This is a genomic window from Sphingobacterium sp. UBA2610 (assembly GCF_002339225.1).
Lineage (GTDB): Bacteria > Bacteroidota > Bacteroidia > Sphingobacteriales > Sphingobacteriaceae > Sphingobacterium > Sphingobacterium multivorum.
Genome location: NZ_DDKA01000032.1, coordinates 43,490 through 58,250, shown reverse-complemented (window position 1 = coordinate 58,250; position 14,761 = coordinate 43,490). Strand labels below are relative to the sequence as shown.

Below are 14,761 nucleotides of genomic sequence, written 5' to 3'. Positions count from 1 at the left end.
TAATAAAAAAGCCTTACAATTTGTAAGGCTTAATAATAAGTTTATAATTTGTTAGTTAAGGTCTCTGTTTAACAAAAATAGCATTTTATTCATTTATGCCAAATATTTATCCATTTTTCTTTTCACTTTTCTTCGCTTGATCAAAATATCCCTTAAAAAAAGCCATTTGATAAACAATTGACCGAGACCAGTACTCCCAATTGTGTCCACCTTCACTTGTAACAAAGGTATGATTTATATTATGGTACATCAATTTATCATGCAGCGCAACATTCACCGTGTAGAAAAAATCTTCCTTACCGCAATCGATGATTAAGCGAAGTTTATTATTGATTAATTTGGGAACCATATTCATAACAACACGATTATCCCATTCTTGCGATACATCAGCATAATTCCCTATGCGATCTTTAATTTCCCAATTTAGGGGGAAAGGTCTAAAATCTACCCCACCGGCCGTACTTCCTGCAGCGCCATAACTATCCTGATGTTTTATGGCCAGCGAGAGCGCGCCATGCCCGCCCATACTTAAACCCGTAATAGCCCTTCCGCTCCGATCTTTGATCGTTGAATAATGCTGATCTACATAATCGATCAGCTCTTTGGACACAAAGGTTTCATATTGGTAGTTTTTATCGTTCGCGATGTCCCAATACCAGCTTCCAAAACCGCCATCGGGACAAACCACCATATAACCATACTGATCTGCCAATGCGCTTACACTTGAATTTTTAACCCAATTGCTATAATTACCGGAATAACCATGCAATAGGTAAAGGACGGGATAATTGATTTTGCTCGAGTAATTTTGCGGAAGAATTACGACTGTCTTAATTGCTTTACCCATGGACGGGCTCTGAATGGAAAGAGTATCCACTTTTGCAGCGTAGGAGTTCGTGAGTGTGCATAAAAATAAAGTGAATGCAATTAACAGCTGTCTAATACCGGCCAGACAAAATAGGCCGCTTTTGATAGGATCGGTTTGATGAAAATTATGCATCGAATAACTGAAAATAGGTCTAGTGTTTATCATAAATGTATTGATTTCTTTCAAAGAAATAAAGATAGGATTTTAAACCAAATGGACGCTCGCTAATTGTATAAAATCCAGTTCCATTGCTATCGAAAGCTATTGCTTCCCCCTGCGGCTCTACCTGATAAGGCAGAATAGCTGGCTTTCGTTGCAATACCTGCTTCCAGGATTCACTTCGGTTTCTCTGCCAATAGAAAATATGGGTAATATTCTTTACAAGCAGTTGTGTACCTGTCTGATCTATAGCAGAAGCCGTAGCAAAAGTAAATGGCAGCTCTGCTATCCTATTTAAGGTGAAATATTGCTGTTTAACATTTGTAAATACTTCGGCGCCATAAACAGTCGATCGAAATTCACGTTTAGATATAACATACAACATGTTGTCAATTGGATCAATCATAATCGATTCGGCATCTAACCGTTGCTGGCCAGGAAATTTAAGAAAGATAGCCCGAATGGACTTCTTCGGAATAAGCCCAGGATCATCGGCCTGAGGCTCAGGAAATACATACAGGCATGTCCAGGTTCTTTTCCCGGCGTTGTTTCCGATGTCCGCGAGGACGAGAAAATAGGTATCTCCAATTTTCACCCGATCGATATCCTCACAGTCGACGACAGAGACTCCTTCAAGTGAAAATTTTTTCAGTAGTTTGGCCTGACGATCAATTAAATAAATAGTTGCACCGTCACCACTATCATTGTGTACCCAAAAATTACCCTCCTGATATGCCGGTGTAATACCCGACACTTCCTTCAATTGTGGATCAGTCAGTTCCCCAAGAGCAATTTGCGTTTTAAAATAATCCTTCCTATTTTGGCTGTACACCTGCAAACTTAACAGAGAAAATGTAAACAGCAGGCACAGATTCAATCGTGCAATATTCATGTTTAAAGATACGTTTTTATTGATATTTACTTTCTAATTATGAAGAAGCCTTCCACATACAGTTCATTACTCCTTTTTTTAACACTCTTATTCCCCTGTCACAGCCTACTCGCGCAGAATTCTTCATTTCGTGTAAAAGTAAAATCCGGTCTTCGCCAAACACCACCTTATCTTGTCAAGTACTACAACAGTAAAGATTGGGAGAAATTCAATACCGAGATACGCCAATTTGATTATGATCCCAAATTTGAATATGACATCAAGATCCTCAAACGTCAAAACGGTTCACGTCCAACATACAGCTTAGCCAAAACGATCACAAAATCATTATCGGAAGAGACGGCTGTGGACACATGGGAAGTTGGAGAAAACTACGTAAATGCTCAGAACCTTGGTAAATTGAAGTGTCTGCAGATAAAATCTGATAAAAAAAATAAATGGGAATACCTCGCTGCAACCATTCAAGGTTTCGATTACCAAGAGGGCTACCGTTACCGCATTCGGGTAAAACAAACGAAACAAAAAGATACAGACACCATCAGATACAGCTTAATTGAAGTTGTCTCAAAAGAACGTACAAATGAACTGCCCAGTGTGGCCGCATTTCTGGCTCGTTTTAAATGGAATTTACTTCAGTTAAATGGAAAGGATGTCACCGACAGCAAAGCAAGCATCGGGTTCGATGCCCGAAATGGCACGATTACCGGAACAACGGGATGCAACAATTTTTGGGGAAATTTCACTATTAAAGGGGACAAAATCAGCTTTATACACCTAGCAAGCACCATGCGTGCCTGCAATGGCCAAAATATCGAAAATGACTTTTTCCAAATTTTTGAACAAAAACAAATTCAATTTGACATAGCCGAACAAACCTTAAATTTATACAACGACAGAAAACTAGTCATGATTTTTGGGTTAGAGCGGGAATAAAAAACACCCAAAGTCTGGGAGACTTTGGGTATCTTAGCCATATTATTAACCTATTTTATGAAAAGTATTTATGCCATTTGGAAATGACATAAACAAATATGTGAAATAAATCGGAAACAATCGAAAGCACAATATTATTTTAACAAAATTTTAACATTTCAAAAAATAATGAGATAAATGAGCATAAAAATGATTCATTTTGACTCATCCCGATCCATATTTATCCTGTATCTTACAGGTTTAAACCGATACAATGATTAAAACATTTTTAACATCAACAGCCTTACTTTTAACCGCGACACTTTTTGCCCAGAAGAACCCTGTCATCAAGGGAAACTATGCCGATCCTGAAGGTATTATCTATGGCAATAAATACTGGATATTCCCGACCTATTCGGCACCTTATGAAGAGCAGATATTCTTCGACGCGTTTTCATCTTCCGACTTGGCCAACTGGACAAAACACAGCCGCATCTTGGAAAACAGCAATGTCAAATGGGCGAAAAAAGCTATGTGGGCACCAGCGGTATTGGAAAACAAAGGCAAATATTACCTATTTTTCGGAGCCAATGATGTACATCAAGGCGAGATCGGAGGCATCGGGGTGGCTGTGGCCGACAAGCCAGAAGGTCCCTATAGCGACCTATTGGGCAAACCCTTAATCAACGATATTATCAATGGCGCTCAACCGATAGATCAGTTTGTTTTTAAAGATAAAGACGGAACTTTCTATATGTATTACGGCGGTTGGAAGCATTGCAATATGGTGAAGCTCAAGCCAGATTTCACCGGCTTGCTCCCTTTTGATGATGGTAGCTTTTACAAAGAAATCACCCCTAAAGATTACGTTGAAGGACCATTTATGTTTATAAAAGATGGAAAATATTACTTCATGTGGTCGGAAGGCGGTTGGACAGGCCCCGACTACAAAGTCGCTTATGCCATCGCCGATTCGCCATTTGGGCCTTTTGAGCGCATCGGGACAATATTAGAACGAGATCCCGAAGTCGCTGTTGGCGCCGGACATCATTCAGTCATCAAAGTACCCAACAAAGACAAGTATTTTATCGTCTACCACCGTAGACCGCTTGGCAAAGATGGGGCCAATGAGCGCGTCACCTGTATCGAGGAAATGAAATTTGACAAAAATGGACATATCATACCTGTTAAGATGACCTTTACAGGTGTCAAGTATCCATTAAAATAGCAAAAATACTCGTTTTTGCAAACAACAAAAGAAGCCCAGATCAATCGAAATGGGCTTCTTTTTTTATGAAAACAATTACCGCTTAAATGCTAGAAATTGCATTATTTAATGTTTCAGAAGGACGCATTGCCTTAGCAGCCAATTCATCATTCGGGAAATAGTAACCGCCGATGTTTTGTGCATGCCCCTGTGCAGCGATCAGTTCTTCATTGATTTTCGCTTCATTATCTGTCAACACCGTTGCAACAGTTGCAAATTTCTCTGCCAATTCAGCATCTTTTGTCTGTGCCGCCAAAGCCTGAGTCCAGTATAGTGTCAAATAGAAATGTGATCCGCGATTATCAATCTGACCAACTCGACGTGCCGGAGATTTATCGTTCGCTAAGAATTTTTCTGTTGCTTCATCCAAGGTCTCCGCCAATACAAGCGCTTTTGGATTATTCTGTGTTTGAGACAAGTGTTCCAAAGAAGCACCAAGCGCCAAAAATTCACCCAATGAATCCCAACGCAAGTAACCCTCTTGAAGGAATTGTTCTACGTGTTTCGGAGCCGAACCACCAGCACCTGTTTCAAATAAACCACCACCATTCATCAATGGAACAATAGACAACATTTTAGCTGATGTACCCACTTCTAAGATCGGGAATAAATCCGTCAAATAATCACGCAACACGTTACCAGTTACTGAAATGGTATCCTCGCCCTTACGAATACGTTCCAAAGAGAATTTCGTCGCATCAATCGGAGATAAAATACGAATATCCAAACCAGTTGTATCAAAGTTTGGCAGGTATTTTTCTACTTTTTTGATGATTTCTCTATCATGTGCACGGTTTTCATCTAACCAGAATATAGCTGGAGTTTCAGATAAACGAGCACGATTCACAGCCAATTTCACCCAGTCTTGAATTGGTGCATCTTTCGTTTGACACATACGGAAGATATCACCTGTCTCCACTTTTTGCTCCATGAAAACATTTCCTTCAGCATCCACCACGCGAATAACGCCGTTTCCTGCAGCTTGAAAAGTTTTATCATGAGATCCGTATTCCTCAGCTTTTTGCGCCATCAAACCTACGTTTGGCACAGAACCCATTGTTTTAGGATCTAAGGCACCATGCTCCTTACAGTCTTCAATTGTAGCTTCGTAAACGCCAGCGTAACAACGATCAGGAACCATCGCAATAGTATCTTCTTCTTGACCGTCTTTATTCCACATTTTACCACCAATACGGATCATTGCTGGCATAGAAGCGTCAATAATAACATCAGAAGGCACGTGGAAATTTGTAATGCCTTTATCCGAATTTACCATCGCTAAAGCAGGGCCGTTTGCGATAGCAGCGTCGATAGCAGCTTTCACTTCAGCCTCTTTTGCATGGCCCGCGATTTTAGCATAAACCTCACCTAAGCCGTTATTTTTATTGATACCCAGCTCTTTGAATAAATCGCCATATTGCGCAAAAACATCTGCAAAATAAGTTTCAACAACAGCACCAAAGATAATCGGATCAGAAACTTTCATCATTGTTGCCTTTAAATGTGCAGACAACAATACCCCTGCCGCTTTCGCTTCAGCGATAGCATCTGCTACAAAAGCTTTCAATGCTGTTAAACTCAACGTTGAAGAATCAATAACTTCACCCTCTTTCAATGGCGAAAGTCCTTTTAATTCTGTTACTGCACCTTGCTCATCAACAAACTCAATTTTAAATTGGCCTTCATTTTCTACGGTTACAGACTGCTCTGAGCCATAGAAATCACCTGAAGTCATTGACGCAACCTTTGTTTTAGAATCTTTCGCCCAAGCACCCATTTTATGTGGGTTTGCTTTTGCATAGTTCTTCACCGCTTTAGGCGCACGGCGATCTGAGTTTCCTTCACGTAATACAGGATTTACCGCAGAACCCAATACTTTGGCATATTTCGCTTTAGCTGACTTTTCCTCTTCTGTTGTCGCTTCATCAGGATAGTTTGGAACAGCGTAGCCTGCTTGCTGTAATTCAGCGATAGCACCTTTTAACTGCGGAATCGAGGCGGAGATATTCGGTAATTTAATGATGTTTGCTTCAGGAGTTGTTGCCAACTGACCCAACTCAGCCAATGCATCAGCAATTTTTTGATCTTCTTTTAAAAATTCTGGAAAGCTAGCAAGAATACGGCCTGCTAAAGAGATATCTCTCAATTCAACATCGATATCAGCTGTAGCTGTAATCGCTTGAACGATAGGCAAAAACGAATAAGTCGCTAATAAAGGAGCTTCATCTGTTTTTGTCCAAACAATTTTTGATTTGTTTGACATAGTAATCTATTAGAAATATGTTTAATTTTTAATGCTATGTGAAATCATTGAAAAATCTGAATTTCTCAAAAATTCGCCTAAAGATAAGAATAAATGCCATAATTAACGAGGAATTGCACCCCTTTTGACAATAAAATTGTGAAAATAAATATATTTTGGCAATACAGAATAAGTCGCCCCTCCTCTACCCAAAAGTATTTCCTCTTGACATTTCAGTGACCAGATACTACAGGCGAAATCCTATTTTAGCTCAACATAAAAACACGACTTACAATGAAAACATTCAAATTGAACAATGGAATTGAAATTCCGGCAATTGGATTTGGAACCTGGCAAATTCCTGAGGGCGACGAAGCTTATCAGGCAGTTAAAGAAGCACTTGCCGCTGGATATACACATATTGATACTGCGGCCATATATGGCAACGAAAAGAGTGTTGGAAAAGCGATAAAAGACAGTGGTATCGATCGTAATTCGCTGTTTATTACAACAAAACTCTGGAATACCGAGCGTGGATACGATAAGACTATTGCTGCATTCGAAAAATCGCTCAGCGATCTACAATTGGATTACCTCGATCTTTACCTGATTCATTGGCCTGCCAACGAAACGCAATTTGCAAACTGGTCTGACATCAACGCCGATACCTGGCGGGCTTTTGAGCAGCTGTACAAAGAGGGGAAAGTTAGAGCGATCGGCGTGAGTAATTTCCCCAAAGACTACCTCGCCAAATTATTGGAGTCAGCGACAATCATCCCTGCAGTGAACCAAATTGAATTTCATCCGGGTTACCTTCAGCAAGATACTGTGGCACTCTGCCAATCCAATGACATCCTTGTTCAGGCTTGGTCACCCCTGGGTTCGGGCAGAATATTACAGGATGAAACACTCGTTGCTTTGGCTAAGGAAAAGAATACTAGTGTTGGACAACTCTGTATCAAATTTGCTTTATCTCAGGGTATCTTGCCGCTGCCAAAATCAACCAATCCCGATAATATTAAAAGAAATTTAGTGATCGACGATTTTGAGCTGACAGCAAGCGATATCAAAACTATACTCGATTTACCTGAAATGGGGTTTTCCGGATCGGACCCTAAAAAAGTCGCTTTTTAAAGGTGATAATATAGGATTGATGGAGTCGCTCTTGGGCTGCTCCTCCAATCTTATATTGTTGAGCTTCCAGTACCAAAGAAACTGATTGTCCCTTTTTCCTAAACAGGATATAACAATTTTTTGCTATTATAGCGGTAAAGTTGCCTACACTATTCCTTACTTTTTTATTGAAAAAATGAATGAAATAGAACTTATAGATCAATCGGAACTTCCTGCGAAGGGAGAAGACTACTACTATCACCCCTTATGGACGACTTGTATACTGCTGTATAGAGGCTCTATCCAGGTCAATAGCAATGGTACGCTTACCGATCTCCAAGCTGGCAGTATCCTCTTTATCGGATACAATAAGTACTACAGCTTTACAACAATTAGTACCGATGCTATATTTAAAATCCTTCATTATGACCGGAATTTTTCCAACCGAATACGCTTGTCGATCAGTCGATATGATGCGTATCGGTTAATCAATGCCAATCGTTCCACACCTTTTACTCCCGCCCCCAACGATTTTGAAGCTATCTGGACATTGTTATGCACTTTGCATAGCAATCGTAAAAAACCGATCGACCCGAAGAAGGATTTTCTCCAAAAAGCCAACATCAATATTTTTATGGCTATTATCTACCTTTTGGCCGATGTGATCTATACTGCTGGTGAAAGCTCCGGAAAGACACGCAACAAGAGAAAGGAAGAAATTACCGTACATTTTTTACAGCTTATAGCTGATCACTACAAAGCGCAGCGCGATCTCGCATTCTACGCCGACCGCCTCCATATTTCAATCAAATACCTGTCGATCAGCGTCAAGGAGATTACACAAGAATCGCCCTCGGAAATTATCAGTAACTGGCTAGTCACAGAAGCTAGAGCGCAGCTCACCATTTCTACCAAAACAATCAACCAGATCTCACAAGAGTTTAATTTTTCAGATCAATATGCTTTTAGTAAGTTTTTCAAAAAACATGTCGGCATAACACCTAAGCTATTTCGTGAACAACAGGTAAATCTTGTTACCAATTGAACATCATAAAGCAGTAATCAAACATTTCTTGTCACCCCAGGGCATGCTAACTTTGTAGCACATATATAAACAAAGTTAAATACCATGAATACAAAGTCAAGAGCCCGAAAAATAGGTTTTTACTTGACGTTATGCTTCTTTACATTCTTTTGCAATCAAACATACGGTCAAGACAGCATAAACAGCCGAAAAATATCAATTGAAAAACTGTTCGAACTTGCTATCCATAACCACCCAAATCTTATTGTTTCGGCGTCGGCCGTAAGTATCGCCCAACAAAAAACGGAAGTTGCAAAATTAAGAAGGCTTCCCGAAATCAGTGCTTCAGCATCGGCTTTTTACCTCGGCAACGCTGCGTTGATCGACAAAGACCTTTCGGGGTCGGAAAAAGTCCCTTTACCCCATTTCGGTAACAACTATGCATTGGAAGCGAAAGAACTTATCTGGAAGGGCGGTGTCGTAAAAAATAGCATCAAAGCATCCTCGCTGGGCGAAGAACTGGCTGAATTGGACCATAAGAATGAAGAACAGAACATTAAAATTTTGGTTTTAGGCTATTACCTTGATCTATTTAAACTGAAAAATCAAGAAGCTGTCTACAATCAAAATATTGAGCTTGCGCACAAGAGACTGGACCTGACGGAAAAATTATATAAACAGGGCATGATCACCAAAAATGATGTTATCCGCAACCAATTGCAAATATCCGAGTTGGAGTTAGCCAAAGAGGTGATTCAGAATAATCGGAAAATCCTGAATGACGAGCTTATAGTCGCATTAGGGCTACCGGAGGGCACAGTAATTGAGCCGGATGACAAACTATTAAACAGCAGCTTTCAGCTGGCAGACCTCGCGAGCTTAAAACAAGACGCTTACGTTTCCAGTCCCGGTCTACAGCTTGCGGCCAAGGAAACCGAACTTTTACTGACAGAAAAGGCTATTACAAAATCAGAGCGATCCCCTGCCCTCAGCCTATTCGCGGGAAACAGTCTTGTGAAACCTATCACCAATGTGATGCCGGTGATCGACAAGTATATGAATACCTGGAATACCGGTATCTCCCTGAATTATACGATTTCTTCCATCTACACGACAGGAAAAAAGCTTAAACTAAATGATCTACAAATTGAAAAGAACGAAAAATACACAAGTGCTCTGAAACAAAAAACCAGCGTCGCTGTTAATACTGCATACATTAAATACAATGAGGCCTACTCACAACGCAAGACGCTGGAGTACAATAAAGCTCTTGCAGATGAGAACTATCGTATTATTGAGAAAAAGTACTTGAACCAATTGGCGTTGATCGTCGATATCATGGATGCTTCAAACTCAAAACTTGAAGCGGAATTGAAATACACAAATGCTGAAATCAATATTGTGTATGCATATTACAAACTTTTAAAAGAGACTGGAAAGATCTAGTACATTTTCCCTTTGCCTAATTTAATCAGTTTTATATATGTAAGGCCTCATTAAGTAATTAATGGGGCTTTTTTATCGACAATACTGCATCATCTTAACTCATTATTATGGCAAATTCATTTTTTAAAACAATCAGATCATCCATCAAGCACTGGTATATTCCATTGATTATCGGCATTCTATTAATTCTTTTGGGGTTCTATACCATTTCCACACCTGTTGCCGCATTTCTCACATTAGCGATTCTATTTTCATGGTCATTTATTATTTCCGGTATTTTGGAAATTATCTTTGCCGTGCAGAACAAAGATGAAGTGGACGGTTGGGGTTGGTACCTCACCGGAGGGATTCTTTATACCCTATTCGGCATATTACTGATTGCCAACCCGTTGCTTTCAGCCAACACGTTGGCGTTTATTGTAGGCTTTTATGCGCTCTTTAAATCCTTTCAGTTGCTATCCTTTTCTTTTGACCTCAAAAATTACGGCAGTAAATCTTGGGGCTGGAATTTATTATTTGCCATTTTAGGCATTATTTTCAGCTTTATCTTACTTTGGAATCCACTATTTGCCGGTTTCTCACTGGTGATCTGGACAGGAATGGCTATTAGTACGGTTGGTTTCGCAGCCTGTGTCTTTGCATTTCAGCTGAAAAGTCTCAAAGACATCCCTAGCAAGCTGCCAGACGGGTGGAAAGAGCGTTATCAGAAGCTTAAAGAAGAATTTGATCAACACCGCAAATAGAAAAAGGGCTTAATTGCCCTTTTTTTATCAATATTGCTCCGACTGTTAAGTTTATTTACTTATTTCGACAATCTTAAAAGGCACATTATGAAGTGGAAAATCTTGTTTATCCGTCTTTACCCGACTGATTTTCATGATCACCTCTAATCCCTCATAAATCTCGCCAAAAACGGTAAAATCGTGATCAAGTCTTGGCTGTCCGCCACGAGCCAAGTACTCCTGACGTTGTGCTGCAGTATATTTTATCCCTTTCTTCAATTCCAGACTATCCAGTTCTGCTGCCGTGATTTTCTTTCCGACCACGAAATAGATCTGATTCAAAAAAGATGCTTTTGCGGGGTTTCCATCCCGTCCTGCACCCAAGGCACCTATTTTATGATACGCCCGGTCATCGAACTCTGCCGCCAATCGCGGTTTTCTATGAAGAGGATCTGCCGCCTCACGTTTTTCAATATCGATATCATGCTCTCCGCCCTGCACAACAAAATTTTCGATAATGCGATTAAACAATGCTCCTTGATAGACCGTATCCCGAATAGATCGCAACATCAAATCGCGATGATTGGGGGTATAATCATAAAGTACAACTTTAAAATCGCCAAAATCAGTCTTGAAAAGTAAATGTTTTGATTGGGCATAACAATTCCCCAATACAATAAAAACAAAGCTTAGGATGGTTAGAATTTTCCTCATCGTATGAATTAATCGTTTTCTTAGATTTCATATAAAAATACATTAAATTTCGATTTTTGAGAGACATTGAGCGGCAGTTTTCCAAATGCTCTCGAAGAATATCTGTACAGGATACTTTCAAAACTTTTCCTGCACTAAAAAATTACAGCCATCGTATGGAATTAAAACTTGCAAATAAGCGTAAATTTATCTTAGTTTGGATTAAAACTATTCAAGACTATGCAGTATACAGCAAATCCAGACCGATATCAAGATATGATCTATAATCGTTGTGGTCAATCCGGTCTTCTATTGCCTGCCATCTCATTGGGAATGTGGCATAATTTCGGTGACGACACAGCCCATCAAACGAAAGTTGATATTTGCACAACAGCGTTTGACCTGGGAATTACCCATTTCGATCTCGCAAACAATTATGGTCCGCCTGCTGGAAGTGCCGAAAAGGCCTTCGGACAAATATTAAAAGAACAATTTTGCGGATTACGCGATGAGATGATTATTTCATCAAAAGCGGGATATCATATGTGGGACGGGCCTTACGGAGAATGGGGAAGCCGTAAATATGTGATATCAAGCTGTGAGCAATCACTTAAACGCCTGGGTATCGATTACGTCGATATTTTCTATTCACATCGTTTCGACCCCAATACCCCCTTGGAGGAGACCATGCTGGCGCTAGATCAGCTTGTCCGTAGCGGAAAAGCGCTTTATGTCGGTATTTCATCCTATAATTCGCAACGCACAAAAGAAGCCCATGCAATCCTGAAATCATTGGGCACACCTTTTATTATTCATCAGCCTAGCTATTCTATGCTAAACAGATGGGTAGAAACCGATGGTTTGCTCGATACCTTGGATGACATAGGCATTGGTTCTATCGTCTTTTCCCCTTTGGCACAGGGCATGCTCACCGATAAATATTTACAGCATATCCCCGAGAATAGCCGTGCGGCGCAATCCAAATCACTTCAGACAAAATTTCTGAATGAAGAAAATCAAAAGAACATCCAGGCCTTACATGCAATTGCACAGCGTAGAGGGCAATCACTGGCACAAATGGCTATAGCATGGGTTTTACGCCAGAAGCAAGTTACATCGGCGCTAATTGGCGCCTCAAGACCACAACAGGTCATTGATTGCGTGGGTGCGCTGAAGAATCTGACGTTTAGCCCGGAAGAAATTCACGAAATTGATCTTTATGCAAAAGACGGCCATATTAACATCTGGGCTAAATCGGCTGAGATTGATTAAGATCAATGCCATAAAAGTTTTCATCCAAGTAACTACTTCACGCATGGCTGAATTCCATAAACTAAAAATGAGCCTGGATAATACCGGGCTCATTCCGTTAATTAACCCATTTTTTTCAATATCTTTTCAAAGGTGTTGATATTCCGGCTTGTCATCTTATCTTTCAGATTCTTTTTCCCCAACACCTTTCCGAAGCTGGAATCCAAGGTATTGCCCTTGGGTACGCACCAATAAAAGACCGTATCCACAATTTCTCCCTTCTCTCCCGGCACATGTGTCGAATTGCTGAATTCATCCATCAATATTGTTTCGACACCTGTTGTCCCTACAAAAGCATAGACATGGAAGTCTGTATGTATTTCAAAAGGAATATTTGCCTGCAGCAATTCCACTTCTTCCTGTGATCGGATGAACAAAAAAGCTTCATAAGAAAAATATTCCGACATGGACTCCTCTAGTAACTGCTTAAGCGAGGCGGGAGCTTTGTCCGACGAAAAAACAATATTTCCGGAAGCCAGTACCGAAGTAACGTCCGTTACACCGGCGTCCTTAAAAACCTGACAGACATCTGACATCTTCATATTGGTTCCCTTCACATTGACGCCGCGTAGAAAAGCACAGTATTTCATAGTATTACATTAATCGATTATTTCGTCCATCGGATCCCAAAACAGCTTTCTAAAGTCCTTGATCCGTAAATTATTGACAACAAGCCCCTCGGCTTCAAGCCGTTCTTGAAATTCAGGCACTGCAAGCGTGCCGCCACTGGATACAACACGGTGGGCGGGTACATCGCTGGGACATCCTCCCATCGCTTTCCCGACGTGCCTTGAGTGGTTAGGAAAACCTAAAGCTTTTGCTATGGCTCCATAAGTCGTTACTCGACCTTTGGGAATCAGCTTTGCAACCTCATATACTTGTTGTTTGAATTGCTCATCCATGTTAATTTATATTTTATTTGCGCTGTTTAGCATGTCAAAAAATCTTCTTTCCTATTTCCGCGGCGAAAAATGAAGAGCAACCTAAGTTACGAAAAGCTCTTGTAAGCAATACAGTCTTTAATTGATTCACTTGTCTAATTTTCGTTTCCATATGATTTTGGGGGAAACGATTCCTCCAATTGTCTATATACGCGATTCCAGCTAGGGCTATCGTAAGCATTCAGTTTTACATATTGCCCTTTTTTTGTTGCAATGCTTATTTTTATATCTATTCCGTCGTATGGCTGACGCGACTCCTCCTCTTTAGCGGCAATAAATTTCTCCAAATCAATTTTATCCAATAGGAAGTTCCATTTGTCTTCCGTATTGCCATATGATTTTAGGGTACTCTGGGCTGTATCAATTGCAGAAAACAGACAATAAACACTATCTCTTGTTATCTTAATCGTATAACCTTTTGAAGGTGTTGCTGTAAATCCGCCAACCGTAGAAAATGACACTGCTGTAATCTCAGTTTTAGTATTTTCTACCTTCACCCGATGTGAGTTATGGGTACAGCTTTCTCCTAAGAATAGCTGTCCAACCAAAAGTGAGAACTTTAGGATCAATTTTCCGCCCATATCTTGTTCCTTTAGACGCTGGTAAATAATCAAACGAAAAAAAGCGTTGTCTGTTGTCAACAGACAACGTCTTTTGCTGCTTTCCTAATTTACAAAAGTTATTCAGATTTCGTGACCCCAATCTCTGTATTCGTTACATATCAAACCGATCAGTTGCCTTGGATCAGCTCGAAAACTGTTCCTCGTAACACCATACTCACTCGTGACTGGAAATTTTATTCCCTAACAAAAAGTTGTTCATTCTGTTTCCTATCAAAACACATTGATACAGGGCAAAAAAACAAGTGTTTTTCTATAACTATAGGTTAATATTCACTTTCCTTTTAGTGCCTTTTCGAAGGAAAAAAACGGAATCTTCACAGCCCCAGTAGGGATAAAGCACATGCTAAGCACAGATAAAGCACTGTTCATGTATAAAGCAAAATGCGCTTTAAAAGTACTACAAGCATGCGTGAAGGCTTCACAAAGCGACCAAAAATGAGGGCAAGTAGAGCTAGATTTAGTTAATTAATAACTATTTAAATTCATTCGATGAATATACGTAAATGCTCGTTGTTTTATCATTTAATCACTTGAAAATAAAATAGAAA

The 14,761-nt window shown here is 40.0% G+C and carries 14 protein-coding genes; 7 read left to right on the top strand and 7 right to left on the bottom strand.

Annotated features, from left to right (window positions below; translation table 11 throughout):
* Positions 1-106 precede the first annotated feature (106 nt).
* Both B4Z47_RS21365 and B4Z47_RS21360 read right to left on the bottom strand, forming a co-directional pair.
* A complete protein-coding gene (locus B4Z47_RS21365; RefSeq protein ID WP_312194605.1) occupies positions 107-1,033 on the bottom strand; it encodes an alpha/beta hydrolase in 927 nt (308 codons plus the stop codon).
* Positions 1,020-1,919, bottom strand: coding sequence for a hypothetical protein (locus B4Z47_RS21360; protein ID WP_115048521.1), 900 nt, complete (start codon positions 1,917-1,919; stop codon positions 1,020-1,022). The genes B4Z47_RS21365 and B4Z47_RS21360 overlap by 14 nt, the downstream gene beginning before the upstream one ends.
* Positions 1,920-1,958: 39 nt before the next feature.
* Here B4Z47_RS21360 and B4Z47_RS21355 point away from each other — a divergent pair, with 39 nt between their 5' ends.
* A complete protein-coding gene (locus B4Z47_RS21355; RefSeq protein ID WP_115048519.1) occupies positions 1,959-2,852 on the top strand; it encodes a DUF4377 domain-containing protein in 894 nt (297 codons plus the stop codon).
* 253 nt (positions 2,853-3,105) lie between these two features.
* Complete coding sequence (locus tag B4Z47_RS21350; RefSeq protein WP_115048517.1) at positions 3,106-4,059, top strand: glycoside hydrolase family 43 protein; 954 nt, start codon at positions 3,106-3,108, stop codon at positions 4,057-4,059.
* Positions 4,060-4,141: 82 nt separating this feature from the next.
* Here the strand turns inward: B4Z47_RS21350 and B4Z47_RS21345 are convergent, their stop codons facing one another.
* The gene (locus B4Z47_RS21345) at positions 4,142-6,361 is read right to left on the bottom strand and encodes an NADP-dependent isocitrate dehydrogenase (protein WP_115048515.1); all 2,220 of its coding nucleotides are present in this window, start codon (positions 6,359-6,361) and stop codon (positions 4,142-4,144) included.
* A 273-nt stretch (positions 6,362-6,634) separates the two neighbouring features.
* On the opposite strand from B4Z47_RS21345, the gene B4Z47_RS21340 reads away from it, so the two are divergent.
* From B4Z47_RS21340 to B4Z47_RS21325, 4 genes are all read left to right on the top strand, one after another.
* Positions 6,635-7,474: an aldo/keto reductase gene (locus tag B4Z47_RS21340; protein WP_115048514.1), complete on the top strand. Its 840-nt coding sequence runs from the start codon at positions 6,635-6,637 to the stop codon at positions 7,472-7,474.
* 175 nt (positions 7,475-7,649) lie between these two features.
* Positions 7,650-8,498: a helix-turn-helix domain-containing protein gene (locus B4Z47_RS21335; protein ID WP_115048512.1), complete on the top strand. Its 849-nt coding sequence runs from the start codon at positions 7,650-7,652 to the stop codon at positions 8,496-8,498.
* An 84-nt stretch (positions 8,499-8,582) separates the two neighbouring features.
* Positions 8,583-9,923 (top strand): TolC family protein, encoded by a 1,341-nt coding sequence (locus tag B4Z47_RS21330; protein WP_112374681.1) that lies wholly within the window; start codon positions 8,583-8,585, stop codon positions 9,921-9,923.
* A gap of 107 nt (positions 9,924-10,030) precedes the next feature.
* Positions 10,031-10,666 (top strand): HdeD family acid-resistance protein, encoded by a 636-nt coding sequence (locus B4Z47_RS21325; RefSeq protein ID WP_286727895.1) that lies wholly within the window; start codon positions 10,031-10,033, stop codon positions 10,664-10,666.
* A gap of 51 nt (positions 10,667-10,717) precedes the next feature.
* On the opposite strand, the gene B4Z47_RS21320 is transcribed toward B4Z47_RS21325, so the two are convergent.
* Positions 10,718-11,359: a peptidylprolyl isomerase gene (locus B4Z47_RS21320; RefSeq protein WP_115048508.1), complete on the bottom strand. Its 642-nt coding sequence runs from the start codon at positions 11,357-11,359 to the stop codon at positions 10,718-10,720.
* Between the two features lie 219 nt (positions 11,360-11,578).
* On the opposite strand from B4Z47_RS21320, the gene mgrA reads away from it, so the two are divergent.
* Positions 11,579-12,610 (top strand): L-glyceraldehyde 3-phosphate reductase, encoded by a 1,032-nt coding sequence (mgrA, locus tag B4Z47_RS21315; protein WP_115048506.1) that lies wholly within the window; start codon positions 11,579-11,581, stop codon positions 12,608-12,610.
* A 101-nt stretch (positions 12,611-12,711) separates the two neighbouring features.
* On the opposite strand, the gene B4Z47_RS21310 is transcribed toward mgrA, so the two are convergent.
* From B4Z47_RS21310 to B4Z47_RS21300, 3 genes are all read right to left on the bottom strand, one after another.
* Positions 12,712-13,239, bottom strand: a complete 528-nt coding sequence (locus B4Z47_RS21310; protein WP_115048504.1) for a DUF1697 domain-containing protein — start codon at positions 13,237-13,239, stop codon at positions 12,712-12,714.
* Positions 13,240-13,248: 9 nt separating this feature from the next.
* Positions 13,249-13,551 carry an MGMT family protein gene (locus B4Z47_RS21305; protein WP_115048502.1) on the bottom strand — a complete coding sequence of 101 codons (303 nt, stop codon included), beginning with the start codon at positions 13,549-13,551 and terminating at the stop codon, positions 13,249-13,251.
* Between the two features lie 134 nt (positions 13,552-13,685).
* Positions 13,686-14,231: a hypothetical protein gene (locus B4Z47_RS21300; protein ID WP_115048500.1), complete on the bottom strand. Its 546-nt coding sequence runs from the start codon at positions 14,229-14,231 to the stop codon at positions 13,686-13,688.
* Positions 14,232-14,761 lie beyond the last annotated feature (530 nt).

What these genes read in the sequence shown, in the direction of transcription:
- B4Z47_RS21330 (WP_112374681.1), top strand. Translation starts at nt 8,583, where the DNA reads ATGAATACAAAGTCAAGAGCCCGAAAAATAGGTTTTTACTTGACGTTA.
- B4Z47_RS21320 (WP_115048508.1), bottom strand. Translation starts at nt 11,359, where the DNA reads ATGAGGAAAATTCTAACCATCCTAAGCTTTGTTTTTATTGTATTGGGG.
- B4Z47_RS21335 (WP_115048512.1), top strand. Translation starts at nt 7,650, where the DNA reads ATGAATGAAATAGAACTTATAGATCAATCGGAACTTCCTGCGAAGGGA.
- B4Z47_RS21365 (WP_312194605.1), bottom strand. Translation starts at nt 1,033, where the DNA reads ATGATAAACACTAGACCTATTTTCAGTTATTCGATGCATAATTTTCAT.
- B4Z47_RS21305 (WP_115048502.1), bottom strand. Translation starts at nt 13,551, where the DNA reads ATGGATGAGCAATTCAAACAACAAGTATATGAGGTTGCAAAGCTGATT.
- B4Z47_RS21325 (WP_286727895.1), top strand. Translation starts at nt 10,031, where the DNA reads ATGGCAAATTCATTTTTTAAAACAATCAGATCATCCATCAAGCACTGG.
- B4Z47_RS21340 (WP_115048514.1), top strand. Translation starts at nt 6,635, where the DNA reads ATGAAAACATTCAAATTGAACAATGGAATTGAAATTCCGGCAATTGGA.
- B4Z47_RS21345 (WP_115048515.1), bottom strand. Translation starts at nt 6,361, where the DNA reads ATGTCAAACAAATCAAAAATTGTTTGGACAAAAACAGATGAAGCTCCT.
- B4Z47_RS21350 (WP_115048517.1), top strand. Translation starts at nt 3,106, where the DNA reads ATGATTAAAACATTTTTAACATCAACAGCCTTACTTTTAACCGCGACA.
- mgrA (WP_115048506.1), top strand. Translation starts at nt 11,579, where the DNA reads ATGCAGTATACAGCAAATCCAGACCGATATCAAGATATGATCTATAAT.
- B4Z47_RS21360 (WP_115048521.1), bottom strand. Translation starts at nt 1,919, where the DNA reads ATGAATATTGCACGATTGAATCTGTGCCTGCTGTTTACATTTTCTCTG.
- B4Z47_RS21310 (WP_115048504.1), bottom strand. Translation starts at nt 13,239, where the DNA reads ATGAAATACTGTGCTTTTCTACGCGGCGTCAATGTGAAGGGAACCAAT.
- B4Z47_RS21355 (WP_115048519.1), top strand. Translation starts at nt 1,959, where the DNA reads ATGAAGAAGCCTTCCACATACAGTTCATTACTCCTTTTTTTAACACTC.